The 23,916-nt window shown below is 37.8% G+C and carries 28 protein-coding genes; all 28 read right to left on the bottom strand.

The window, feature by feature from the left end:
* Positions 1-5: 5 nt before the first annotated feature.
* Complete coding sequence (gene flhB / locus AB9L17_RS05750) at positions 6-1,094, bottom strand: flagellar biosynthesis protein FlhB (protein ID WP_223552606.1); 1,089 nt, start codon at positions 1,092-1,094, stop codon at positions 6-8.
* Between the two features lies 1 nt (position 1,095).
* On the bottom strand, positions 1,096-1,872 hold the full coding sequence (fliR, locus tag AB9L17_RS05745; RefSeq protein WP_068983140.1) for a flagellar biosynthetic protein FliR: 777 nt from the start codon (positions 1,870-1,872) through the stop codon (positions 1,096-1,098).
* A gap of 4 nt (positions 1,873-1,876) precedes the next feature.
* Positions 1,877-2,146, bottom strand: coding sequence for a flagellar biosynthesis protein FliQ (gene fliQ / locus AB9L17_RS05740; RefSeq protein WP_068983141.1), 270 nt, complete (start codon positions 2,144-2,146; stop codon positions 1,877-1,879).
* 13 nt (positions 2,147-2,159) lie between these two features.
* On the bottom strand, positions 2,160-2,825 hold the full coding sequence (gene fliP, locus AB9L17_RS05735) for a flagellar type III secretion system pore protein FliP (protein ID WP_068983142.1): 666 nt from the start codon (positions 2,823-2,825) through the stop codon (positions 2,160-2,162).
* On the bottom strand, positions 2,822-3,493 hold the full coding sequence (locus AB9L17_RS05730; protein ID WP_223552605.1) for a flagellar biosynthetic protein FliO: 672 nt from the start codon (positions 3,491-3,493) through the stop codon (positions 2,822-2,824). The genes fliP and AB9L17_RS05730 overlap by 4 nt, the downstream gene beginning before the upstream one ends.
* 10 nt (positions 3,494-3,503) lie before the next feature.
* A complete protein-coding gene (locus AB9L17_RS05725; protein ID WP_049668450.1) occupies positions 3,504-3,866 on the bottom strand; it encodes a response regulator in 363 nt (120 codons plus the stop codon).
* Positions 3,867-3,887: 21 nt separating this feature from the next.
* Positions 3,888-5,108, bottom strand: coding sequence for a flagellar motor switch phosphatase FliY (gene fliY / locus AB9L17_RS05720; RefSeq protein ID WP_068983144.1), 1,221 nt, complete (start codon positions 5,106-5,108; stop codon positions 3,888-3,890).
* Positions 5,101-6,096 (bottom strand): flagellar motor switch protein FliM, encoded by a 996-nt coding sequence (gene fliM, locus AB9L17_RS05715; RefSeq protein ID WP_368635455.1) that lies wholly within the window; start codon positions 6,094-6,096, stop codon positions 5,101-5,103. Before fliM ends, fliY begins: the two co-directional genes overlap by 8 nt.
* 32 nt (positions 6,097-6,128) lie before the next feature.
* On the bottom strand, positions 6,129-6,557 hold the full coding sequence (gene fliL, locus AB9L17_RS05710; RefSeq protein ID WP_068983146.1) for a flagellar basal body-associated protein FliL: 429 nt from the start codon (positions 6,555-6,557) through the stop codon (positions 6,129-6,131).
* Positions 6,547-6,768, bottom strand: a complete 222-nt coding sequence (locus tag AB9L17_RS05705; protein WP_068983147.1) for a flagellar FlbD family protein — start codon at positions 6,766-6,768, stop codon at positions 6,547-6,549. Before AB9L17_RS05705 ends, fliL begins: the two co-directional genes overlap by 11 nt.
* 180 nt (positions 6,769-6,948) lie before the next feature.
* Positions 6,949-7,920 carry a flagellar hook-basal body complex protein gene (locus AB9L17_RS05700; RefSeq protein WP_223552602.1) on the bottom strand — a complete coding sequence of 324 codons (972 nt, stop codon included), beginning with the start codon at positions 7,918-7,920 and terminating at the stop codon, positions 6,949-6,951.
* Positions 7,921-7,998: 78 nt separating this feature from the next.
* A complete protein-coding gene (locus tag AB9L17_RS05695; protein ID WP_375200761.1) occupies positions 7,999-8,370 on the bottom strand; it encodes a TIGR02530 family flagellar biosynthesis protein in 372 nt (123 codons plus the stop codon).
* A gap of 15 nt (positions 8,371-8,385) precedes the next feature.
* Positions 8,386-9,084 carry a flagellar hook assembly protein FlgD gene (flgD, locus tag AB9L17_RS05690; RefSeq protein ID WP_375200760.1) on the bottom strand — a complete coding sequence of 233 codons (699 nt, stop codon included), beginning with the start codon at positions 9,082-9,084 and terminating at the stop codon, positions 8,386-8,388.
* A gap of 44 nt (positions 9,085-9,128) precedes the next feature.
* The gene (locus tag AB9L17_RS05685; protein WP_375200189.1) at positions 9,129-10,412 is read right to left on the bottom strand and encodes a flagellar hook-length control protein FliK; all 1,284 of its coding nucleotides are present in this window, start codon (positions 10,410-10,412) and stop codon (positions 9,129-9,131) included.
* 21 nt (positions 10,413-10,433) lie between these two features.
* The gene (locus tag AB9L17_RS05680; protein ID WP_375200188.1) at positions 10,434-11,042 is read right to left on the bottom strand and encodes a MotE family protein; all 609 of its coding nucleotides are present in this window, start codon (positions 11,040-11,042) and stop codon (positions 10,434-10,436) included.
* 4 nt (positions 11,043-11,046) lie between these two features.
* Positions 11,047-11,496 (bottom strand): flagellar export protein FliJ, encoded by a 450-nt coding sequence (gene fliJ, locus AB9L17_RS05675; protein ID WP_068983152.1) that lies wholly within the window; start codon positions 11,494-11,496, stop codon positions 11,047-11,049.
* Complete coding sequence (fliI, locus tag AB9L17_RS05670) at positions 11,497-12,822, bottom strand: flagellar protein export ATPase FliI (RefSeq protein WP_375200187.1); 1,326 nt, start codon at positions 12,820-12,822, stop codon at positions 11,497-11,499.
* A 5-nt stretch (positions 12,823-12,827) separates the two neighbouring features.
* Positions 12,828-13,616, bottom strand: a complete 789-nt coding sequence (gene fliH / locus AB9L17_RS05665) for a flagellar assembly protein FliH (RefSeq protein WP_375200186.1) — start codon at positions 13,614-13,616, stop codon at positions 12,828-12,830.
* Positions 13,609-14,622 carry a flagellar motor switch protein FliG gene (gene fliG / locus AB9L17_RS05660; protein ID WP_068983155.1) on the bottom strand — a complete coding sequence of 338 codons (1,014 nt, stop codon included), beginning with the start codon at positions 14,620-14,622 and terminating at the stop codon, positions 13,609-13,611. Before fliG ends, fliH begins: the two co-directional genes overlap by 8 nt.
* Before the next feature lie 15 nt (positions 14,623-14,637).
* Complete coding sequence (gene fliF / locus AB9L17_RS05655) at positions 14,638-16,230, bottom strand: flagellar basal-body MS-ring/collar protein FliF (RefSeq protein WP_375200185.1); 1,593 nt, start codon at positions 16,228-16,230, stop codon at positions 14,638-14,640.
* A 139-nt stretch (positions 16,231-16,369) separates the two neighbouring features.
* Positions 16,370-16,675 (bottom strand): flagellar hook-basal body complex protein FliE, encoded by a 306-nt coding sequence (gene fliE, locus AB9L17_RS05650; RefSeq protein WP_375200184.1) that lies wholly within the window; start codon positions 16,673-16,675, stop codon positions 16,370-16,372.
* Between the two features lie 23 nt (positions 16,676-16,698).
* Complete coding sequence (flgC, locus tag AB9L17_RS05645) at positions 16,699-17,160, bottom strand: flagellar basal body rod protein FlgC (RefSeq protein ID WP_375200183.1); 462 nt, start codon at positions 17,158-17,160, stop codon at positions 16,699-16,701.
* 3 nt (positions 17,161-17,163) lie between these two features.
* Positions 17,164-17,556: a flagellar basal body rod protein FlgB gene (flgB, locus tag AB9L17_RS05640; protein WP_375200182.1), complete on the bottom strand. Its 393-nt coding sequence runs from the start codon at positions 17,554-17,556 to the stop codon at positions 17,164-17,166.
* 1,020 nt (positions 17,557-18,576) lie between these two features.
* Positions 18,577-19,356 carry a GTP-sensing pleiotropic transcriptional regulator CodY gene (gene codY, locus AB9L17_RS05635; RefSeq protein WP_068983160.1) on the bottom strand — a complete coding sequence of 260 codons (780 nt, stop codon included), beginning with the start codon at positions 19,354-19,356 and terminating at the stop codon, positions 18,577-18,579.
* 87 nt (positions 19,357-19,443) lie between these two features.
* Positions 19,444-20,844, bottom strand: coding sequence for an ATP-dependent protease ATPase subunit HslU (hslU, locus tag AB9L17_RS05630; RefSeq protein ID WP_068983161.1), 1,401 nt, complete (start codon positions 20,842-20,844; stop codon positions 19,444-19,446).
* Entirely contained in the window at positions 20,844-21,389 is a 546-nt protein-coding gene (gene hslV, locus AB9L17_RS05625; RefSeq protein ID WP_068983162.1) for an ATP-dependent protease subunit HslV, read from the bottom strand. The genes hslU and hslV overlap by 1 nt, the downstream gene beginning before the upstream one ends.
* Positions 21,390-21,410: 21 nt before the next feature.
* Positions 21,411-22,310 carry a tyrosine recombinase XerC gene (xerC, locus tag AB9L17_RS05620; RefSeq protein ID WP_068983163.1) on the bottom strand — a complete coding sequence of 300 codons (900 nt, stop codon included), beginning with the start codon at positions 22,308-22,310 and terminating at the stop codon, positions 21,411-21,413.
* 289 nt (positions 22,311-22,599) lie between these two features.
* Complete coding sequence (trmFO, locus tag AB9L17_RS05615) at positions 22,600-23,913, bottom strand: FADH(2)-oxidizing methylenetetrahydrofolate--tRNA-(uracil(54)-C(5))-methyltransferase TrmFO (RefSeq protein WP_068983164.1); 1,314 nt, start codon at positions 23,911-23,913, stop codon at positions 22,600-22,602.
* Positions 23,914-23,916: the final 3 nt, after the last annotated feature.

Below are 23,916 nucleotides of genomic sequence, written 5' to 3'. Positions count from 1 at the left end.
AAGCTTTAAATTTTCCGCTTAATTCGATAAACATAAGCGAGTATTTCTGCTACTGCTTTGAAAAACTCATCTGGTACCTGATCGCCAATTTCTACTTGATCGTACATTGCTCGTGCTAATGGTCTATTTTCAACCATAATCACATCATTTTCTTTGGCAATCAGTTTAATTTTTTGAGCGATAAAGTCTGTCCCCTTCGCAACGACGCGTGGGGCTTCCATACTTTCCTCATCATACTTGAGGGCAATCGCGTAGTGAGTAGGGTTTGTTATGACAACATCAGCGCTTGGAATCTCAGACATCATACGACGCATCGCCATTTCACGTTGGCGTTGTTTGATTTTCGATTTAATCAGCGGGTCACCCTCACTATTTTTATATTCATCTTTAATGTCTTGCTTCGACATTTTAAGATTTTTTTCGTATTCAAGTTTTTGGTACACCCAGTCTAGAAAGGATACACAAAGTAAAACGAGGGAAGCTGCAATTCCCATAATACCAACAAGCTTACCCACTGTAATTAGCGTCATCCATGGACTTTTAAAGGATAACGCCAAAACCTCCGGCAAATTTGTCCATATAATAATTGTTGTAACACCACCGATAAAGCCAATCTTTAATACTGACTTTAAAAGCTCTACAATGGCTTTAACAGAAAATATTTTTTTTAACCCTTTAATCGGGTCCATCTTTTTCAAATCAAACTTCATCGGCTCTAATGTAAATAGAAAGCCAAACTGTAGAAAGTTACCTGCCAATGCTCCAACAAATGCAATTGCCATAATTGGTACAATAATAATAGCCATTTGCATTAATGTTTCTGTAAATAGGCGCATCACACTATCAATTGTTAGTGTTTCTACGCGTATGTTATGAATGAAAGTTTGCCTGAAAAAAGCTAGGAGTTCGTCTCTCAGTGAACCTGCAAAGAAGAATAAAAAGATAAATACCATAAGCATGACAATCGCACTGGATATATCCTGACTTTTGACAACCTGACCTTTTTTTCGAGCATCCTGTCGTTTTTTTGGTGTCGCCTTTTCCGTTTTTTCTCCCGCAAAGTACTGTAAATCTAAATCCAGCAGTAGCAGCATCTTACCCACCACCTAAAATAGCCATTAAATCACGCATAGCATAAATCATAATTGTAATAAGTTTTTGAATAACTTGAACCATGACAGCCATCATTGTGAATAACACTAGTAAACTAACACCAATTTTAATAGGAAAACCGACAACAAAAATATTTAATTGTGGTACAGTTTTCGCTGTGATTCCTAGCGCCAAATCGACTAAAAATAAAGTTGCTACGACTGGAGCGGCCATTTGAAAGGCAATCGCAAAAACAGCCGTAAATGTTGTGATGATAAACTCGATATAATCGTCATTTGCGAAATTAGGGAATCCTTGATCCATCGGTAAGAATTGATAACTATAATAAATCCCATCGAGAATCATATGATGTCCATCTATTGCTAGCAGAAAGAGTAATGCTAGCGTATTAAAAAATTGTCCAATCAATGGACTTTGTGCACCTGTTTGCGGGTCAATAATGTTGGCAATGGCAAACCCCATTTGAAAATCTATAAAGCTTCCGGCAATTTGAATTGCCGACATGATGATGTAGCCTATTAGACCAAGTAACAGCCCAATGAGCGCTTCCTTCACCACTAAAAGTATGTAATCACCATTAACTACAAATGGTTCAACGTCAATTGTATAATACATCATCCAAGCTAAAACTATTGCGAGAGTTATTTTGACTTTTGCCGGAATCGTTCTGTATGAGAATAAAGGTACACTCACAAAGAAAGCTGAAACGCGCACAAGTACTAATAAAAAAACCGTAAAATGCGGGATTAATTCATTCATCTACTCACCCTATATAACGCGTTAAATTCTCAAAAATGTCTCTCGCATAGCTTGTCACCTGTGATAACATCCATGGACCGAAAAATACGATAGCTACTAATACAGCGATGATTTTTGGAACGAATGCTAACGTTTGCTCTTGAATCGAAGTTGTTGCCTGAAAAATACTTACTACTAAACCAACGATTAAAGCAACTAATAGTAGCGGACCGCTTGTTAGAAGGATAATCATAATGGCACGCTCTGCAATTGAAATAACCAATTCACCTGTCATACTGTATCATCCCCTAAAAACTTTGTAGTAATGATTTTATCACCAGGTACCAACCATCAACGAGTACAAATAATAAAATCTTAAACGGCAATGAAATCATAACCGGCGGTAACATCATCATCCCCATCGACATTAGCGTACTTGCAACAATCATATCGATTACTAGGAATGGAATAAAAATCATAAAACCAATTTGGAACGCTGTTTTAATCTCACTCAACGCGAAAGCAGGTACTAGCATTGTAAGGGGAATTTCTTCTACAGATGCTGGCTTTTCTGCCTGATTATACTTTAAAAACAAATCAAGGTCCTTTTGCCTTGTATGCTTACTCATAAACTCTTTAAATGGTACACTTGCCCGATCATATGCTTCCTCAAGCCCAATTTCTTCAGAGAATAATGGCTGTAATGCCTCTTTATTGACCTCTTGAAATGTTGGAGCCATAATAAAGAAAGTTAAAAACAAGGAAAGACCTACAATGACCTGGTTTGGTGGCATTTGCTGTGTCGCCAATGCCGTACGAACAAACGATAGCACAATAACAATTCGTGTAAACGATGTCATTAAAATTAAAATACTTGGTGCTAGTGATAGAACAGTCAACATTAAAAGGAGCTTAACAGAAGTTGAGACGTTTGTCGGATCGCTGTTGGAAAAAGTATTGATTACATCATTCATTTATCATCGTTCTCCTTTTGCTTCCATTTATCTAGTTCTTCACTTCGCTCCTGTTTAATTTCGGAAATCTTCTTTTCAAATAGTTCACCAAAAGCGTTTTGATTTTGCTTTGTTGATGAACTCTCATTATTTTTTCTCTTAAACTTCGAAAATACTTCTGCAATATACGGTGATGTTGCTGCAAGTTCTTGTCGTTCATTATAAAGTGCTAATAGTGATGCAATTTCATCAGGATCAGTAATTTCACGTAACAACTGTACGTCCTCACCAACCCCAACTAAATACAGTGTTTTACCTACTTGTAATAGCTGTACCGACTTTTGAGCACCTAACGATAAACCGCCTAAATTTTGTACCAATTGATTACGTTGAAAGTTTAAATTTCTTTTATTTAAAAACTTCATCAATCCATAGAATAAAGCTACAACAAAAATAAGCGCCAAAACCATTTTTATGTATTCCCATGCAGATATGTCTCCAGCTGCTTCTAGATTTAAATCATCTTGCTTAGCAGCTGGATCTTTATCTTCTGTACAATCTCCTTTATTTATGCAGTCATTTACACTATTCGTGTTAGAGTCTGCATACACTGAAGTCGTTGTAGGGTACAAAAACAGGAAGGATACAAGAAATGCGAAAATCATCGTTAGACGAAATGATTTTAACATTCGCATGCAATCATCCTAGAGCTTTTTGAATCGCTTCAATTACACGATCAGCTTGGAAAGGCTTAACGATAAAGTCTTTCGCACCTGCTTGAATTGCATCGATTACCATAGCTTGTTGACCCATAGCTGAACACATAATTACAGTTGCATTTGGATCTGAACCCTTAATTGCTTTAAGAGCTGCAATACCATCCATTTCAGGCATTGTAATATCCATCGTTACTAAATCTGGCTTTAATTCGTTGTACTTTTCAACAGCCTGTAAACCATCAGCTGCCTCACCAACAACTTCAAATCCATTTTTCGATAAAATATCCTTGATCATCATGCGCATGAATGCAGCGTCGTCTACAATCAAAATTCTTTTTGACATGGTTAACTCCTCCAATTGAAACTATCTTAAATTATTTAAACGCTCTGCTTGACTTAAAACATCCGTAATGCGGACACCGAAGTTTTCATCAATAACAACGACTTCACCTTTAGCGATTAAACGACTATTTACTAAAATATCAACCGGTTCACCAGCCAATTTATCTAGTTCAATAATCGAACCACTAGATAGTTCTAAAATCTCTTTTACAGAACGCTTTGTACGTCCTAACTCTACAGTAACTTGCAATGGAATATCAAGTAGCATATTTAAATTTCTAGCTTCAGGTTGCGAGATAACATTTGTATCAAAACTAGCAAACTGTGCCTGTTGAACATTGACCGGTTGAACAGGTCTTGTTGCATGAGGAATTTGTTGTTGCTCTTGATACATTGGTTGCTGTACTGGTGCTGCCTGCTGCTGATAAACTGGCGGTGCAGGCGGCGCTGATGTTACAGGTGCTTGTGGTTGCACAAGCGACGCTACTGGTGCTTCAGGCGCTATAGTTGCAGCTACAGGTTCCTCAATTGATTCTGTTTCCCCTAATAGAGATTTTACAATGTTTTGACTAAATTTAAGCGGTAATAACTGCATTAGATTTGAATCAATTAAATTTCCGATTTTCAATCTGAAGGATACTTTTACTAGTAAATCATCTTCAGGAATATTTTCTCGCCCTTCATTTTGAGAAATATTCATTAAATCAATGGTTGGTGGAGAAATATCCACTTTTTTATTGAATACTGTTGACATTGAAGTAGCCGCAGAACCCATCATTTGATTCATAGCTTCTTGAACAGCGCTTAGCTGAATTTCACCTAGGTCTGGTTTCGGATTTAAGCCATCCCCACCTAACATTAAATCAGCAATAATCGCTGCATCGGATTGCTTAATAACAAGTAAATTCATACCTGATAAGCCAATCGTATATTCAACTTGTACAGCTACATAAGGATGAGGAAATTCCTCTTCTAATTTGTTACGGTTAATCATTGAAATACTTGGGGTAGTAATATCTACTTTTTGACCTAATAACGCTGAAAGTGCTGTAGCAGAGCTACCAAAAGATATATTTCCTACTTCACCTAATGCATCTTGGGCAAACGAATCGAGATAATCCTCCACTCGTAAATCATTTATTTCTTCATTTGTAGAAGCTTCAGTGTCGCTGTTTTTATCTTCCAACGTCTCGCCCCTTAATAACGCTTCAATTTCTTCTTTGGAGAGCATTTCATCACTCATCTTCGTCTCCTCCTTTCAAAGGGTCGATAATCTGGATTGCTAATTTTTTACCGTGTTTTCCTGGTTGAACTGTGAATTTCGGTAATGTCCCTACCTTTAATAGTAACGGGTCTTCAATTTTTTGTTCTAATTGAACAACATCCCCAACTTGCATTGTGAGGAAATCCTCAATGGTAATGTCTGTAATACCTAGTTCAACGGAAAGAGGTAGTTGTGCTTGTTTCACACGTGTTTCAAGCATTTTTGTTTGCTCTGGGGACATCTCTTTTGTATTTGTCTGCATCCAATAGCGAACAGAAAGATTTGGAACAATTGGCTCCAATACAACATGCGGAATACAAATATTAATCATTCCGCTTGTCTCACCGATGATCGTATTTAATGAAATAACGACAACTGTTTCATTGGGTGAAATCATTTGTAAAAATTGAGGGTTGACCTCAAGCTCTACTAAAATCGGATCAATTTCCGCAACATTTTCCCACGCCTCGCGTAAATTATCGAATGACCTTTCAAAAAGGTTCGTCATAATCTTAGTTTCAATTTCTGTTAAGTTATCCACATTACTATGACTCGCCCCGCTACCGCCCATTAAACGATCTAACATCGAGTAGGCAATGTTCGGATTTATTTCCATCAATATATTACCATCCAATGGTGGTACTTCAAATACATTAATGAGTGTCATATTCGGAATCGAACGTACAAACTCTTCAAATGGTATTTGGTCCACTGATGCAACAGTAATCTGCACATAGCTCCTTAGCTGTGCAGAAAAAAATGTTGTCAGTAGTCGTGCAAAATTTTCATGTATTCGGGTCAAACTTCGGATTTGATCTTTTGAGAAACGCAGTGCTCGTTTAAAGTCATATACCTTAACCTTGCGCCCTTCGTCCTCTTTTTTTATGTCGTCTGCTGACATTTCCCCTGTTGATATTGCGGAAAGCAGCGCATCTATCTCGGATTGAGATAATACATCTCCTGCCATTTGCCCACCTCCATTTCAAGCAGTTTCTTTATTTATTGAGTAATGAAGGAGGTAATATAAATCTCTTGAATTTCTCCCTCTTGCATCAATTCATTTATTCGTGTTTTTAATGATTTTTGGAAAACTTGTTTACCCTTCTTACCTTCTAAATCTTTTTGTTCCATTTCGGAAAGCTCTTGAATAACAATATCTTTCACTTGGAAGTCACGCTTTGTTAACTCGGCAGCTGCATCTTTATTTGTTGTTTGAATTTTTAAAGACACACGTACAACTTTGTTATCAGCTAGATTTGTCGTAATTTCGGGAACTTCTACAGAAGCTTCTACGATTTCATCAATTGTTGGTTCCATAGATCCTGCTGGCTTATTAAATTGGGTAAACAAAACAAACGCAATAACCCCGATAAGTATGATTGCTACTAGTACGATGATAATCATCGTTAACATTTTGTTATTCTTCATCTTCATCACCTCGTAGATGCGGGTTTGATAGTATTTGTATATTTTTATAAAAGGCTCTTACCTTTTGTCGCACCTCATCTTCACTCTGTAAAACAATGATTTTGGTTCCAGTCGTTAATGTAATGGTCGTGTCTGGGAAAGATTCGACCGTTTCTATGTATAAAGCATTCAATGTAAATGCTTTGCCATTTAGACGTGTTAGTTCAATCATTGAAATAGGGCCGGGTCTACATGAGAGCCGGCCCGACCCTCCCTCATATGAAATTATGTTTTTCTACAGTCTGAACGCCAGTCATTTCTACCAAGCTTATGTCCTAGTATTATAAGCGTTTCAATGGCTTTCCTTAACACACTTGGCAATCCAAACTGAAAATATTCCAATTATTTCAGACTATCGTTTTAAGTTTACTAACTCTTGAAGAATTTCATCTGATGTTGTAATAATACGAGTATTCGCTTGGAAACCACGTTGTGCAACAATCATCTCTGTAAATTCTTCAGACAGGTCAACGTTAGACATTTCTACCACTCCTGGAACAACTTTACCCATACCTGCCACAGTAGCTACTTGTGCATACGCTGCGCCTGAGTTTGTTGTTTGTTGATAGTAATTGCCGCCTACTTTAGCAAGACCGCCAGCATTCGGGAATTTAGCCATAATCAATTGACCAGCCCATTGTAGGTCACCATTTAAATCTGTATAAGTAATCGTACCATCTTGACCAATGTTTACCTCTTTAGCTGTAGCCGGGATACGAATTGGTCCTACAGTACCCTCAGCAGGTGTTAATTCGCCAGTAGTATCATCAAATAAGTTGGCACCTTCATCACCAGACGCTTTTGGTCCATCGTCTGCTAAGATACCTGTATCATCCTTCTCGATAACAAGTTCGTCACCAGCTGAAATACCCACCATATATTTACCATCAGCATTTACTAAATAGCCATTATTGTCCATGTAGAAAACACCATTACGTGTAAATAACGTGTTTTTGAAACCATCTTCATCAATAAAGCCACTATCTGGATCTGGTGCACCATTAGCATCAGCCACCATAAAGAAGCCATCACCTTCAATACCTAAATCTAGTCCACGTCCTGTACTCTGTAAGGATCCGCCACCGTGAATGGTATCAATAGCAGCTATTTGTGAACCTAAACCTACTTGTTTTGGGTTTACACCCCCAGTTGTTGCAGTAGATCCTGAAGCACCTGCTTGCGTTTGAGACATTAAATCTTTAAATTGAACACGACCTTTTTTAAAACCAATTGTGTTAACGTTTGAGATATTATTACCAATAACATCTAGCTTTGTTTGGAAGTTTTTAAGACCTGAAATACCTGAATACATAGAACGTAACATAATACCGTTCTCCCTTCATTTAAAATTGTGCACCTCTATCAATCAGCACACCTAGGCTTCCTTTCAAAGGTCCAGCCCTTACAGCACAATTGTGCCATCAATATTTGTAAATATTTGCTGCTTTGCTTCCGTGCGGTCCATTGCTGTAATGACAGTAGCGTTTTTAGCACTGACAATTAAAGCTGCTTGATCCATCAAGACTAATGGTTGTTTAACACCTTTTGAGTGCGCTTCAAATACCTTGTCTGATACAACTTGCCATTCTTGTTCAGAAATCGCTATATTACGCTCGATAATACGTTCATTCGCGTGCTTGCTCACTTTTAGTTCTTGTTGGTTGGTAGCATCCTGTAAATGAGCCTTAAACGATTGCTGTGATTTTAATGGCGTAGGTTGTGTCTGGCGAATAGATGGATGCAATGGTACACGATGAATTGAAAACTTCTCCATCATTCTTCTCCACCTTTATTCGCTTATTACGCTAAAATCTTTATCTATTAATTTTTTATCATTGTCTAATACATAATGAATGACGCCATCTTTATTCGTTACAGAAACGATTCGTCCTTGTAGTTCCTGGTCGCCTTCCTTATAAGTAACCTTTTTACCGATTAACTTACTTGCCTGTACAAGCGGGGATTCTGGTACCGTATTATCATTCGAACCCGTTCCTGAACTACCTAAAATTGCTGAAATATTGCCAGGGGTAATTTCCTTACCATCTGCTAATTTAAACACTACATCACCATCTACAAATTTCAACGACTCAATAATGCCTGTTCCTTCTGCGACAATAGGTTTTTTATTTTCATCAAGCTTATCTGTAATCTCATGCCACTTTACTTCTTTACCAATAAATGTTGTATAATTCATCATCTGTGTTTGTTGCTGTGAAGCGAGCATTGATTCCATCGCTTTTGTCATGTTTTGCATTTGCTCTAAGGAAGAAAACTGTGCCATTTGCGAAATAAATTCTCTATCATCCATTGGATTCGTTGGATCTTGGTTTTGTAATTGTGTAATTAACAATTGAAGAAAAGCATCCTTCCCAAGTTCACTATTTCCTGTTTGCTTCGTAGGTTTCTTATAATTGGAATAATGAAAGTCATCCGTTACTTTTGTATTTGTTGCTTTAGGTGTATTCGTTGGTTTTGGTGTATTCATTGGTTTAGGTGTATTCGGTGTTTTATTTATTGCATCTGCCATCCTTACACCTCCTCATTTAATAAATATTCACTAAAGGACTTGCTTTCATCTTCATCTTCGCTTTTTTGCTCCTGGTCATCTTCTTGCTGTTGCTTAAAGAAATTGTTGAAGAAGCTTTGGTCGCGTTGTTGGCGATCTGCATCTTGCAATGACTGGGCAATATCGAGACGGTCAACTTGAATATTTTGCTGTACAAAGGCTTGCTTAAGTTGATGTGCCTGACTATCTAGTAATTCACGTCCATGAGCAGTTGAAGCAAGTAGTCGTGCTGAGAGGACTCCATCATTTTGCACAAGCTCGATGCGAATTGTTCCTAGATTTTCCGGGTACAATTTCAGTGTTAAGCGTGTAATTCCTTGTGCATTAGAGATTTGCGCTCTATTGATGATCGCTTGCATCTCTTTCAGTAATGCCTCAGACTGTGCTGGTTTTGCAGCTGGCAGTGTAACTTGGAATGAGTCTGCTTTTGTTTGGACTGTATTGGCAGTCACCATTTCATTAGCACTTGTGTCAGTCTGCTTTGTAACTTGAACTTGCTGCACTACTTGCTGGAAGCCCTGTAATGGAAGAGTTACTGTTGTTTTAGTTGTTACTTGCTGAGCAGTTTGAATCGTCTCTACTTGTGTTTGCATTGTAGTTAAAAAACTCTTAACGTTAGTTAGCAAGCTCTCTTGTTGACCTGTTAAGTCTGTTTTCTGCCCTACTAATTGTGCTAACTTCAACACTTGAAGTAATTGTGTTGCTTCTTTCGGTGTTACTTGACCTTCACCTTGCAAAGCTGCTACAACTTGTGCTTGAAGCATTGGTGCCTGAGCATCTACTAATGCTAAAAGCTCCCAAACATCACTTGCTGCTTTATCTTCTCCTAGCAACTGTTGAACTAGTTTTTGAAGCTGCTCTGAATCAATTCCTACTGCATCCATTAAATTTTCCAGATTTAGCATTTCATCTATCCCAACAGCCTTGCCTTCCTCACCAACTTGAAGCATTAACAAACCATCGTCGTGTGGAATATCTAGTAAGTCTAGTACATCTTCAATGGATTCAGCGTTTAAAACTTCTGTTAATTCTGCTGTATCATTTGTTTCTGTTGATTGTTCAGACTGCTGTGTTTGATTTGAAGAAGAAATAATTTGTCCAAAAACAGAACCAAACGTTGATAGATTTTCTTTCTTCGACGTTTCACTTGCTTTCACATCGGCATTGCCCGCTGGTCCAGGTTTGGTAGCGGCTGTTTTAGTTGGTATAGTCTTAGACATCATTTGCATCATTGTCACATCCATCATTTCACCTCCTTTCTTGTTTCCTTATTGCTTAGCCATCATTTCTGTATATTTCGCTGCATCTTGTGGATCCATTTTTTCCAGAATTGCTGCTACTTTATCTGGTTTTAAGTTCGTTAAAATACGTAGTGCTTCAACATCGCTCATTTTAACAAGCACTGGCGCTGCTGCTTTAGGAGACATCGTATCAAATGTTTTTAAAATGTCATTAAAGTCACCCTTTACGTCATCTTGTTCCCTATTTATTTTTTCAACTTCAAATTTTAACTGCTCAATTTCTGTCGTTAACTTTTCTTTTTCAGTCGTTGCCGTATCCAATTTTTTTTGCAGTTGGGCAATTTCCGCTTCTTTTTCTTGTATATCAGCCTGTAATTTTACTACCTTCGAATCATTACTAACAACAGCATCTTTTGCTTGTTGTTCTTCTGAAGGTACGAATGGTAAGCTTTCATATGCCTTCTTTCCTAAATCAAAGACATTCGTATTCATTAGTGTTGCAACAACAAGTAGAATCGCTACTACAAACATAATAGGTATTACAAACCACATAAAAAACTTTCGAAAGCCACCTGATTTTCGTTTAGATGGTTGTTCTTCTAACTCCGTTGTAAATCGATTATCTTTTTTTGCCATGAAATCACCTGATTTCTCTCTTGTTATACGTAAGTGATGAAATCTCATCTAAAAAAATGCCTTCGATACGATCCTGTTCTTGCTGGAATAACTTAAAATCTTTCTCTCGCATTTTTTCAAATTTACGTACTTCCAAGTTTTTTTCTAATAATTTTTCTTCGTGCCAATTCATTTTTGCACGAGCTTGTACAACTTTTTGCTGTACATCAGTAATTGTTTTTTCGAGACTATCAATAAATCGGGCATAATGATGAATCTCCTCTATTGATGAACCCACAGATAAACGATCCTGCTGAAAGTCTAGTAAATCTTCTTTCTTTTTTAGCAAACTATATAGCTTTGATGCTATCTCTTCAAAAGAACGTACAGATTCTTTATAGGCCATTTCAGTTTCATTTTTTTCCTGCTCTCGAATGGTTAATACTTTTTCAAAACGATATATATAACTTGTCATCTATTTGCCACCACCGTTCGATAATGTAATTAACTCATTCTTACTTTCCTCAAGCGTCACTTTTTCCAAATAGCCCTGCTTTAAATAAGAGGTAATAAGAGGTTCATAGTAAATCGCTTCATCAATTTCTTTTGATGTTCCCCGCTTATAAGCACCGATGTTAATTAAATCCTCCGACTTGTCATATGTATAATAGAGCTCTCTTAAACGTTCTGCAGCCTTTTTATGCTCTGGCTCTGCCACATGATTCATTAAACGGCTGACGCTTTTTAATACATTAATAGCTGGATATTGACCTTTATTAGCAAGGTTTCGATCAAGAACAATATGGCCATCTAATATCCCTCGTACAGTATCTGCAATTGGTTCGTTCATATCATCCCCATCTACTAATACTGTATAAAAGGCAGTAATAGTGCCCTTCTCATTAGTACCTGTGCGCTCTAATAGTTTAGGTAAAATCGCAAATACAGATGGTGTGTATCCTTTTTGAGCTGGTGGTTCACCTGTCGCAAGGCCAATCTCTCGCTGTGCCATAGCAACACGTGTCACAGAATCCATCATCAACATTACATTTAAACCACGATTTCTAAAATACTCTGCAATCGCCGTTGCGGTAAAAGCCCCTTTAATTCGCATCAGTGCAGGCTGATCAGAAGTAGCAGCTACAACTATTGATCGATTTAAACCCTCTTTTCCTAAATCACGCTCTATAAACTCACGCACTTCACGTCCACGCTCTCCAATAAGTGCGATAACGTTTAAATCGGCTTGCGTATTTCGCGCAATCATTCCGAGCAATGTACTTTTCCCGACCCCAGAACCAGCGAAAATACCTACACGTTGTCCACTTCCGACTGTTAGCATACCATCAATCGCTTTAACCCCAACTTCAAGTCTTTCATCAATCGGTGGACGTGTCAGTGGATTTGGTGGGTCCTGCTCTGTCGGTACTGTCATTAACCCTTTTGGTAATACAGTTCCATCTATTGGATTTCCCATAGAATCAAGTACCTTACCGATGAGCTCAGGACCCACTTTTATCTCTAGTGGTGCTCCAGTACCTTCAACTAGGCAGCCAATGGATATTTCTCGAAGAGATGTATAAGGCATTAAGACGACAATTTCATCTTTGAACCCGACAACCTCTGCTAAGATGATTTGATGGCCATTTTTTGAAGTTTCCACATGAATTTTACAGACATCACCAATGGAACTATCTGGACCTTGCGACTCAATCATCAAGCCGACAACTCTAGTTACTCTACCAAATTTCTTAAAGGTTGGCATTTGAGGAATTTGTTTGATTAATTGAGCCGTTTTCATCTAGATCATTCCTTACTTTCTAATATTTCATGTAGCTTCAATCTTAGTTCATTTAATTGTTCATCAATACTTACAACAATACGCCCATGATTTGTTTCGATATAACAATCTGTTTCGTTTTCTAAATCCTCATTTACAAAAATCATAAATGGTATGTCTGTTGGGAACATTTCAGCTAGTTCATCTCGATTTGAAGTAATTAATGCATAGTAGGTAGGTGAAACATAAATTTTTATTTCTTTCATTTCTCTAGCTTCTTTAAGCCCTCTGCGAACGATAGAAACAAATAATTCATTGTCTCGCTCTAAAGATGCATCAATAATTCGCTCTGCTGCAGTTAACCCTAGCTCTAAAATAATCGCTTCCTGATCTTCAATATATTTTCGTGCATTTTCTTTAGCCTGAAGGATTACTTCATTGGCTGTTTGGAGAGAATGTGCCATCGCTTCATTCGCTTTATTTGTCCCATCCTCATAACCTTGACCAAATCCTTCATCATAAGCTTCTTGCACTCGATTAGGTCGTTCTTCTTCCCAACTTTGCTTTAAATGCTCAATTTCCTGAAAGAACATTTGCTTCTCTTGTTCAAAAGCCTCACGCTCAGCCTGTAAAATAGCTCTAGCCTCTGCAAATAAACGTTCGCGCTCTTCAAGCACTTCTTCCATAGTAATTTGTTTTTGAGGTGAAATTTCACCATCTTCTACCTCTTGCATCTCAAACATGTCACGAATTTGAATCTTTTTGACATGATCGCCATTGGACTGTGTGTATACAGAACGGATGATTCTAGACAATGACGTCATCTCCTCCACCGCGTGCAATAATAATCTCACCAGCATCCTCTAAGCGACGAATGACCGCAACAATTCGAGATTGCGCCTCCTCTACGTCACGCAAACGTACAGGTCCCATAATCTCCATTTCTTCTTTAAATGTATCAGCCATACGTTGTGACATATTGCGGAAAATAATATCTTTTACTTCTTCGCTTGAAACTTTCATTGAAAGCAGCAAATCTTCATTTTCACAATCACGAATAACACGTTGAATCGAGCGGTTGTCGAGTGTAACAATATCCTCGAATACAAACATACGTTTTTTGATTTCTTCTGCAAGCTCTGGATCTTGAATTTCGAGTGCATCGAGAATCGTTTTTTCCGTTTGTCGGTCTACACCATTTAACACTTCAACAACTGCATCAACGCCACCTGTTTCTGTGTAATCCTGTGTAACTGTCGATGATAATTTACGTTCTAAAACAGATTCAATTTCACTAATAACTTCTGGTGAAGTTGATTCCATTACAGCTATACGTTTAGCAATATCAGCCTGAACTTCCTGCGGTAATGACGATAAAATAACACCCGCTTGCCCCGCTTCTAAATAAGATAGAATAAGGGCAATTGTTTGTGGATGTTCATTTTGAATAAAGTTGAAAATTTGTGCTGGATCAGCTTTACGCGCAAAGTCAAATGGACGCACTTGTAAAGATGATGTTAGACGATTAATAATTGTTTGCGCCTGTTCTACCCCAAGTGCTTTTTCCAATACTGTCTTCGCGTAACCAATACCACCCTGTGTAATATAATCTTGTGCAAGTGCAATATTGTGGAATTCTTCAATAATTTCCTCTTTAACATTTGCTTCTACTTTTTTAACGCTTGAAATCTCTAATGTTAAACGTTCAATTTCTTCCTCTGTTAAATGTTTATAAACAGCAGCTGAAACCTCAGGCCCTAATGAAATTAACAAGAGAGCGGCCTTTTGTTTTCCGGTTAATTCCTTTTCTTTCTTGGACACAGCCGAACCTCCTAGTTAGTCTTCCGCAATCCAACTACGCAGTAACTTCGCAAAATCGTCTGGCTTTTCTTTTGCCATTTTTTCAAGCTGCTTACGACGCATTGTAGCTTCCGTTTCAATTTCTTCATTAATATCTTCAATCATTAGTTCTTCTTGTTCTTCTAGGATGCTAAACTCTTCTTCTTCCTTCGCACGTTTACGTGAACGGATAATGAAGAATGCAAGCAATAATATTACAGCTAGTAATATTCCGCCAATTACCCAAACCCACCATGGGATAATAGATTTTTCGCTAACTGCATCTGTTGCTTTACCATTTAAAGGTTGTACTGAAACAGCTACTTTTTCATCAATTTGATCTTGAGTAAGCTCTGCTGCTACATCTTTAGAAATCGTCGTACGAACAATAGTACTTAAAATTTTCTCGATATCCTGTTGAACCCCATCTGGTAATGACGCTGCATCAGTTGCTGTCGGAGGTTCAACAATTACTTGGATACCAATATCTTGGATTTTATATGGTGCCTCTTGGATTTCTTTGCGTATACGGTTTACATCATTATTAATTGTTTCTTCAGTACGCTCGTAATCCCCGTTACCCGTTGCACCTTCGTTATAAGTTGTAAAGTTATCTGTCGTCGTTTCAGCTTCAGGTGTTCCAGTAGCAGCAGCTCCTGTACCAGAATATTGCTCTGTTATACGTTGGGCACTAATAGCAATCCCTTCCATGTTCTCTTCATCAACTGGAGAAACTAGGTTTTCTTCACGATTTTCTTTTTTAAAATCGATGTCTGTTGTCACAGAAACTATTACTTTGTCTTGTCCCATAAGTGTACCTAACATAGTTTGCACTTGACGTTGTAGATCGCGCTCAACCATTTTCTTCGCCTGTAACTGACCTTCAGCTGTCGTTGTTGAAGTTCCATCAGCCGTAGTAGCATTCAAATCAAAGTACTCAGAGAATTGGTTAGATATAACGATATTTTCTGTTTTTAAATTTGGTACACTTTTTGCTACTAAGTTGTACATAGTGGCAGTTTGTTGCTCGGTAAATTTATAGCCAGGGTCTGTATTCAATACGATAGATGCTGTCGCTTCCTCTTTTGTATCATTCAAGAAAACTCCTTCTTCAGGAACATTTATCATTACCTTTGCATCTTTTACACCTTCTAGATTTTTAATGAGTTTGGCAATTTCTGTTTCAGTTGCTGCCTTTTTTAATAAGTTAAACTCATTATCCGTCATACCAAATCCAGAGCTGTTCGCAAATGAGTAATCAATCGTTCCTGTTTGCGGATATCCTTCCGAAGCTAATTGCACTAACAATGCATCAACTTGTTCCTGAGGCACTAAAATTGCTGTCCCCCCGGGTGCAATTTCATATTTTACACCTTGGGAATCCAACGCTTCCTTTACTTGACCGATTTCTCTAGTCGATAAATCTTTATAAAGTGGTACATATGTAGTTTTTGTAGCAAAAAGTGTAATAACGGCAGCAAGCACTAAAATACCTACTACTGAACTAATCATTACAATTTTTTGTTTTTTACTACGACTTGTCCAAAATTGGCCGGTGTCGTTTTTTATTTTCGTCAATCGTTCATTCATTATGAATCCTCCGGTTATAGTGAATAACCTATCCATCTAATAATTCGCGAAAACAGTGACATCCCGCCACATTCATTTAGTCAAAATTGCGGGATAAAATCTTTACTTCAATAGTGAGTGAATCACTTGTTTAATAAAGTTAGACACTCATTCGCATTATTTCTTGGTAAGCTTCAATCACCTTATTGCGAACTTCCATTGTTGCATTTAATGTAATACTCGCTTTTTGTGATGCAATCATCACTTCGTGCAACTCTACATCTTCACCAGCAATTAACTTTTGAGTAAGATTATCAGAAGTAATTTGTTGGTCATTAACTTTCGCTATCGCTTCTTTTAACGAGTTCGAAAAGCTTTGTTGTGCTTCATAAGGTGTCGTGTTAAGTTTATTTGTTTCTTTTACAACCTGTGTAGGTGTCATTAGTGAAACGGACGAAATTGCCATTATGTATCTTCCTTTCTTCTTATTTATTTACCAATCTCTAAAGCTTTTGTCAGCATAGACTTATTTGCATTCAATACAGTTACGTTTGCCTCGTAGGAACGAGTGGCTGACATTAAATCTACCATTTCTTTTAATGGATCTACATTTGGCATATTTACATAGCCATCTGCGTTAGCATCTGGATGAGTTGGATCATACACAAGTTTGAAAGGTGTTTCTCTATCTTCTTTTATTTGTGTAACTTTTACGCCGTTGCCAACGCCGCTTTTCGCATTTTTTCCAAGTGCGGCATTAAAGAACTTTGAAAACTGTCCTTCTTGAGCTGTCAATGTCACAGACTTCCGGCGGTATGGTTCCCACTCCCCATTCACTTGTCTAGCACGCGTTGAATCCATGTTTGCCATATTAGACGAAATGACATCCATTCGTAAACGCTGCGCTGTTAAAGCTGAGGCAGTGGTATTCATTCCATGAAAAATAGACATTTATTACTTACCTCCCTTAATAACAGTGTTTAATGTATTTAACTTACCGTTCATACGGTCAATTAATGCATTGTAATAGATTTGATTTTCCGCCATTTTCGCCTGTTCTGCATCCATATCTACAGCGTTACCATTATTTCGATAACGCAAGCCATCTACATTATTTACACCTGGTGTAGATTGTCGAATCGTAAAATCATAATGTCTATTATCAGTACGATATGCCGAAATTGATATTTGTTGTTCTTTCTCCAACATATCCTTAAAACTTACATTTTTCGCCTTATAATTCGGTGTATCGACATTCGCAATATTATTGGCGATTGTTTTATGATTCAAAGTTGCATAGGAAAGTCCGTTTTCCAGGCTACTAATAGTTCCTCCAAATAAATTCAAAACCATTCACCTCATTTATTTCTTTTTATGTATTTCTTGTTTTATCCAATAATACAATTGTAATTAAGATGATACGTTGTGTCTATTGTCTTTTGTCACTTTTTGATAGTCTTTACGACCCATTTTTCACCTCGCCTAACCAGGACAATATTGCCGGAACCCTTGATCCGCCTGCTTTCGCGAGGATTCTACAAACTCTAGTAATTTTACACTATTTCGACAGTGTTTAAGGGCATAGTATCAGATTATTCCCTTTTTTTCACTTTATCGCATTCGACACGATGTCTAATTTAAGGTTCATTTTTACTACTTCCGAGTATTATACTGAATATTCCGTTAACTACAGGAAGAATTTTCTACCATTCCAGACACGTAACAAAAGAGGTATTCGCAACATTCTTTTTTTATGCTAATAGTAGTGGAATTTTAATGACAATATTTAGGGAGAAAGCAACGGAGTTATTCAAGTTATAGAACTCAGGATTATTTAAGTTAATTTACGCTTCATCTTTTAGCACTACTTTACCCATATTAACGGGCAGTAATCAGTAATTTATCTGTACCGAAAGCGAATCGTCAGATACAAGACTCCTACCGCGAAATTCGACACAAAAGACTAATTGTTGAAAACTAATAATCAGTCGGGATAAAGACAAACTCACCGATTAGAGCTTCACTATATTGTGTTGTTTACTAGGAACTGTTAGCGAAAGACAAAGGTGTCCATTCTATTGAGAAGGAATGGACACTTATGAAGCTAAACCGCCGAATACGGGACTGAGTGTATGGGTGCGGGAGGTCGACTAGGCAATTAATGGCTAGTGTCCTACTCGATTAATAAGAAGAGAGTAGATTCCTTTATAGATGATTGGTGTAAATTACATCGTTCCTACTATCAAGCCTGCAATGGACCGTCAGCACCAAGTTATTGCACATGCTAAGCACATTAAAAAAGCATCTGGAACAAAAAATCGCTCCAGATGCCTTGTAAAGTTCCCATGATCTAAAGGGAACTTATCATTATTTCATTTTAATTTCCGCTAATGCATTTAAGAATTTGTCGTTTAGTACTTTAATGTAAGTACCTTTCATACCTAGAGAGCGCGATTCAATGACACCTGCAGATTCTAGTTTACGTAATGCATTTACGATTACTGAACGTGTAATACCTACTCGGTCTGCAATTTTTGAAGCTACAAGTAAACCTTCATGTCCATCAAGTTCTTCAAAAATATGTTCAATAGCTTCTAACTCACTGTAAGAAAGAGAATTTATCGCCATTTGTACAACCGCTTTACTACGTGCTTCCTCTTCGATTTCCTCAGATTTCTCACGTAAAATTTCCATACCAACAACTGTTGCACCATATTCAGCTAAAATTAAATCATCATCCTCAAATTGTGCAGCTAAACGAGCAAGAATTAACGTTCCTAGACGCTCACCACCACCAACAATCGGTACGATAGTTGTTAACGCATTTTGGAACAACTCTTTGTTTTCAACCGGGAAAGCAGTGTGTTCGTCATGAATATCTAGATTTGAAGATGTCTCAGAAATTGTAAACAAGCTATGTGTGTATTCTTCTGGGAATTGTCGCTCTTCGAACATCTTTTTCATACGTTCGTTTTCAATTTGTTGATGAATTGAAATACCTAAAAGTTTCCCTTTACGGCTTACAATATATACATTACTGTCTATAATGTCTCCTAATGTATCTGCCATTTCTTTAAAGTTTACTGGCTTACCAGCAGATGCCTGGAGCATTGAGTTAATTTTACGTGTTTTTTCTAATAAATTCATTATATGTTCCTCCTATAAATAATCCGAAGAGTATTTACTTAATATTCTAAAGGTTTTTACAACCGAATGATACTATTTTGACTTATTTTACAATATAAACTGTGACAAATCTTTGTTTTTTACTATACCCGCAAGTTTTTGATCGACATATGCAGCCGTGATTGGAATATTTGCAGGTGCAATTTCAGATGCTTCAAATGATAATTCTTCTAACAAGCGTTCTAAAATTGTGTGCAAACGTCGAGCTCCTATATTATCAGTCTCCTGATTAACCTCGGTAGCAATTTCAGCAATTCGTTCAATCGCATCTTCCGTAAAGTTTATTTCTACACCCTCTGTTTCTAACAATGCCTTGTATTGCAGAATAAGTGATTGATCTGGTTCTTGCAAAATACGTACAAAATCTTGTTTCGATAATTTTTCAAGCTCTACGCGAATCGGGAATCGACCTTGCAATTCGGGAATTAAATCTGACGGCTTTGACATATGAAATGCTCCTGCCGCAACGAAAAGCATAAAGTCAGTCTTTACAGCACCGTACTTCGTCGTTACAGTAGAACCTTCAACGATTGGTAGAATATCACGTTGTACACCCTCACGTGATACATTTGCAGAAGAGTTACCTTCTTTACTAGCAATTTTATCAATTTCATCAATAAAAATAATTCCTGACTGTTCAGCTCTTGAAATGGCTTCTTGTGCAACTTCGTCGGCATCTATCAGCTTATTTGCTTCCTCGATTGTTAAAATACGTCGCGCATCTTTCACTTGAAGACGGCGTTTCTTCTGCTTTTTAGGCATTAAACTAGATAGCATATCTTGCATGCCATTGTTTGCAGACATATCCATACCCGTTCCTTGTAATGCATCAAAAATAGAAGGATTTTGTTCCGTCACTTCAACGGTAACCCATTCATTTTCTAATTTACCGTTCCGTAAATCAATCGCGATTTGCGCACGTTTAGAACGCACCTCGGTCTCTTCAGATGAAGTATCGTCATTTGTTTGCTGATCTTTACCACCAAACAACATTTCAAACGGATTTTGCATGGATTGTTTTTTTCGTAAAGAAGGAACCAATAGCTTAACTATTGCTTCGTTGGCTAATTCTTCTGCTTGTTCCTTCACAGACTCCATCATTTCTTCTTTTACAAGACGATGTGAAGCTTCTACTACATCACGTACCATCGACTCTACATCGCGTCCAACATACCCTACTTCTGTAAACTTTGTTGCTTCGACCTTTACAAATGGCGCATTCGTTAACTTCGCAATTCTTCTAGCAATTTCTGTTTTTCCGACACCTGTAGGTCCAATCATTAAAATATTTTTCGGAATTACTTCAGCCTTCATATCATCACTTAGCAGCGAGCGACGATAACGATTACGTAATGCAATAGCCACTGCTCGCTTTGCCTCATTTTGCCCAACGATATAACGATCCAAATGCTCAGTAATTTGTCTTGGCGTTAAATTATTTTGTTTCATTAGTTAAGCGCCTCCACGATAATATTATGATTCGTAAATACACAAATCTCGGCAGCAGTTTCCAATGCCGCCTCCGCGATTTCGCGAGCAGACATTGTTTCACCCGCATATTTTTTTAAGGCACGACCTGCTGATAATGCATAGTTACCCCCAGAACCTATTGCCAAAATACCATCATCTGGTTCAATTACTTCCCCCGTACCTGAAACAAGTAGGAGCGTAGTTTTATCCATTACAAGTAGCATAGCCTCTAATTGACGTAGCATTTTATCACCGCGCCACTGTTTGGCAACTTCCACTGCTGCACGTTGTAAGTTGCCATTGTATTCATTTAGCTTTCCTTCAAACATCTCAAAAAGCGTAAAAGCATCTGCAACTGATCCTGCAAATCCAGCAAGCACCTGCCCATTAAACAGACGTCTGACCTTCCTTGCTGTACCTTTCATCACAACCGAATTTCCTAGGGTTACTTGACCATCACCAGCCATAGCGCAACTTCCATTATGATGAACCGCAAATATCGTTGTCGCATGAATTTGTCCCATTTGCCTTCCTCCTTAGCTCTATTATGCCCTTGGATGAGCATTCATATATGTTTGACGAAGATGCTCTTTTGTTACATGTGTGTAAACTTGCGTAGAAGATAAATGTGCGTGGCCTAATAATTCCTGTACCGTTCGTAAATCTGCGCCATTATTCAATAAATGTGTGGCAAAAGTATGACGAAGCATATGTGGATATATTTTCGTATGAAGCGAGGCCTTGTCAATCATTTCTGTTAAAATATGACGTACACCTCGTGGAGTAAGTTCCCCACCACGCATGTTGACAAACAATTGCTGATGACCTGTTTTTTTCATCAATCGTGGACGAGCTTGCTCTATGTAATCCTGCATGGCTAAACTCGCAAATTGACCGAATGGAATAATACGTTCTTTTCGCCCTTTCCCCATTACCCTAATAATCGAATAATGGAAATCCACATCTTCTACTTGTATAGAAGTGAGCTCACTTACACGAATACCCGTCGCATATAACAGCTCTAATATAGCTGTATTTCTTAATGATTTCAAATCATCGCCAGCATTCGCATCAAATAGTTGCTTCAATTCTTCTTCGTAGAAAAAACTAGGTAAACGTGATTCTTTTTTTGGATGATATAGTGATCTAAACGCTCCATCATCTAATCCGTATTGTCTATTTAGAAAACGAAAAAAGGAGCGTATTGAGGAAATTTTTCTTGAAACAGATGATCTAGCTCTTTTTTCATCATACAACTTTGTTACATAAAGACGTGCATGTATATACTCAACACTTGCTAAATCATTTACGTCCTCCGCCTGTAAAAACGCTAAAAAATCTAGTAGATCTGATTCATATTCTCGCACTGTATGAACAGAGAAGTTCTTTTCAACTTGGATGTAAAGCATGAACTGTTCAAGTGCATCTTGGGACGAAACTAACATGAAAGATTCACCACCAACGAATTATTGATAACCGTCTCAAATTACTAACACTTGCATGAAAGGATGTACTAATTTGTTTATCCTTCTTATTGCGTCTGGAATTGCACTGACTGAAGTGAAGATAAACATACATACTGACACTATACCTATCTTCATCATATAGCAAGTGAAAAAGGTTATATTTTGAGAAAATCTCCATACAAAACAATAAAATACGTGTAAATCAGCATTTTGTCTACAAAAAAGAAAAGCCTCTAAGAGTATATCAACTTTTAGAGGCTTTTTGCAATTAAATTGTTTGTGAATTCACAAAATTCCGAATTGTACTCATTGCTCGTGTAGCATGCATCTCTGCACGCTCTGGTTTTGAACGACGACCCGGTGGTAGTTCAGGGAAAATCCCGAAGTTGACGTTCATTGGCTGGAAGTTTTTCGATTGCGCTTCTGTTATATAACGCGCCATACTCCCTAACGCCGTTTCGAATGGGAAGATAATCGGTTCTTGGCCTAATACTAACCGAGCTGCATTAATGCCAGCAATTAATCCACTACCAGCAGATTCAACATATCCTTCGACTCCTGTCATTTGACCCGCAAAGAAAATATTTTTTTGCTCGCGAAGCTGATAAGTTTTCTCTAGAACTTTTGGTGAATTAATGAACGTATTTCTATGCATAACTCCATAACGGACGATTTCAACGTTCTCTAATCCTGGAATTAGTTGCAATACTTCTTTCTGCGGGCCCCATTTTAGATGTGTTTGGAAGCCAACAATATTGTAAAGAGTACCTGCTGCATCATCTTGACGTAATTGGACAACAGCATAAGGGCGTTTTCCTGTTTTTGGATCTTCCAGGCCTACTGGCTTCATCGGTCCAAATAACATTGTTTTCTCCCCACGTGCAGCCATTACTTCGATAGGCATACAACCTTCAAAGTAAATTTCCTTTTCAAATTCTTTTAACGGCACAACTTCTGCTTCGATTAACGCTTGACGGAAACGATCAAATTCTTCCTTTGTCATAGGACAGTTTAAATACGCCGCTTCCCCTTTATCATAACGAGATTTCAAATAAACCTTATCCATATCAATGCTATCTTTTTCGATTATTGGTGCTGCTGCATCATAGAAATACAGATAGTCTAAACCTGTTAAGCCCTGAATTTTTTCAGCTAAAGCTTTTGATGTCAGTGGTCCTGTGGCAATAACAGTAACGCCTTCTGGAATTTCAGTGACTTCTTCATGAATGACTTCTACAAGAGGGTGATTTTTCACTGCCTCTGTCACATATCCTGCAAATTCATGACGATCTACTGCTAAAGCACCGCCTGCTGGTACTGAACACGCATCTGCTGCTTTCAAAATCACAGATTCTAAAACGCGCATTTCTTCTTTAATCACACCCACGGCATTTGTTAATCCATTAGCACGTAGTGAGTTCGAACAAACAAGCTCCGCAAATTTATCAGTGTGGTGAGCCGGTGTTTGCTTTACTGGGCGCATTTCATAAAGTTTAACTTTCACACCACGTTTGGCAATTTGCCAAGCCGCTTCACTGCCTGCAAGACCCGCGCCTATTACATTTACTACTTGTTCAGTCATGTT

Source organism: Lysinibacillus sp. RS11, assembly GCF_042019215.1.
GTDB classification, from domain to species: Bacteria; Bacillota; Bacilli; order Bacillales_A; family Planococcaceae; genus Lysinibacillus; species Lysinibacillus xylanilyticus_A.
Note: the sequence above shows the minus strand (reverse complement) of the source record. Positions and strands in the feature narration are given on the sequence as shown.

Coding starts and splice junctions, on each gene's coding strand:
- fliY (WP_068983144.1), bottom strand. CDS start 5,108: ATGAGTGATGAAATGCTCTCCAAAGAAGAAATTGAAGCGTTATTAAGG.
- flgD (WP_375200760.1), bottom strand. CDS start 9,084: ATGAATACACCAAAACCAACGAATACACCTAAAGCAACAAATACAAAA.
- fliQ (WP_068983141.1), bottom strand. CDS start 2,146: ATGACAGGTGAATTGGTTATTTCAATTGCAGAGCGTGCCATTATGATT.
- fliR (WP_068983140.1), bottom strand. CDS start 1,872: ATGAATGAATTAATCCCGCATTTTACGGTTTTTTTATTAGTACTTGTG.
- fliI (WP_375200187.1), bottom strand. CDS start 12,822: ATGAAAACGGCTCAATTAATCAAACAAATTCCTCAAATGCCAACCTTT.
- hslV (WP_068983162.1), bottom strand. CDS start 21,389: ATGGGACAAATTCATGCGACAACGATATTTGCGGTTCATCATAATGGA.
- fliM (WP_368635455.1), bottom strand. CDS start 6,096: ATGGCAGGAGATGTATTATCTCAATCCGAGATAGATGCGCTGCTTTCC.
- AB9L17_RS05725 (WP_049668450.1), bottom strand. CDS start 3,866: ATGTCAAAAAGAATTTTGATTGTAGACGACGCTGCATTCATGCGCATG.
- fliE (WP_375200184.1), bottom strand. CDS start 16,675: ATGGCAATTTCGTCCGTTTCACTAATGACACCTACACAGGTTGTAAAA.
- AB9L17_RS05730 (WP_223552605.1), bottom strand. CDS start 3,493: ATGTTAAAATCATTTCGTCTAACGATGATTTTCGCATTTCTTGTATCC.
- AB9L17_RS05700 (WP_223552602.1), bottom strand. CDS start 7,920: ATGTTACGTTCTATGTATTCAGGTATTTCAGGTCTTAAAAACTTCCAA.
- AB9L17_RS05680 (WP_375200188.1), bottom strand. CDS start 11,042: ATGGCAAAAAAAGATAATCGATTTACAACGGAGTTAGAAGAACAACCA.
- fliJ (WP_068983152.1), bottom strand. CDS start 11,496: ATGACAAGTTATATATATCGTTTTGAAAAAGTATTAACCATTCGAGAG.
- hslU (WP_068983161.1), bottom strand. CDS start 20,844: ATGAAACAAAATAATTTAACGCCAAGACAAATTACTGAGCATTTGGAT.
- flhB (WP_223552606.1), bottom strand. CDS start 1,094: ATGCTGCTACTGCTGGATTTAGATTTACAGTACTTTGCGGGAGAAAAA.
- fliP (WP_068983142.1), bottom strand. CDS start 2,825: ATGAATGATGTAATCAATACTTTTTCCAACAGCGATCCGACAAACGTC.
- flgC (WP_375200183.1), bottom strand. CDS start 17,160: ATGTCTATTTTTCATGGAATGAATACCACTGCCTCAGCTTTAACAGCG.
- AB9L17_RS05705 (WP_068983147.1), bottom strand. CDS start 6,768: ATGATTGAACTAACACGTCTAAATGGCAAAGCATTTACATTGAATGCT.
- AB9L17_RS05695 (WP_375200761.1), bottom strand. CDS start 8,370: ATGGAGAAGTTTTCAATTCATCGTGTACCATTGCATCCATCTATTCGC.
- trmFO (WP_068983164.1), bottom strand. CDS start 23,913: ATGACTGAACAAGTAGTAAATGTAATAGGCGCGGGTCTTGCAGGCAGT.
- xerC (WP_068983163.1), bottom strand. CDS start 22,310: ATGTTAGTTTCGTCCCAAGATGCACTTGAACAGTTCATGCTTTACATC.
- fliF (WP_375200185.1), bottom strand. CDS start 16,230: ATGAATGAACGATTGACGAAAATAAAAAACGACACCGGCCAATTTTGG.
- codY (WP_068983160.1), bottom strand. CDS start 19,356: ATGAATTTATTAGAAAAAACACGTAAAATTAACTCAATGCTCCAGGCA.
- fliL (WP_068983146.1), bottom strand. CDS start 6,557: ATGAAGAATAACAAAATGTTAACGATGATTATCATCGTACTAGTAGCA.
- AB9L17_RS05685 (WP_375200189.1), bottom strand. CDS start 10,412: ATGATGGATGTGACAATGATGCAAATGATGTCTAAGACTATACCAACT.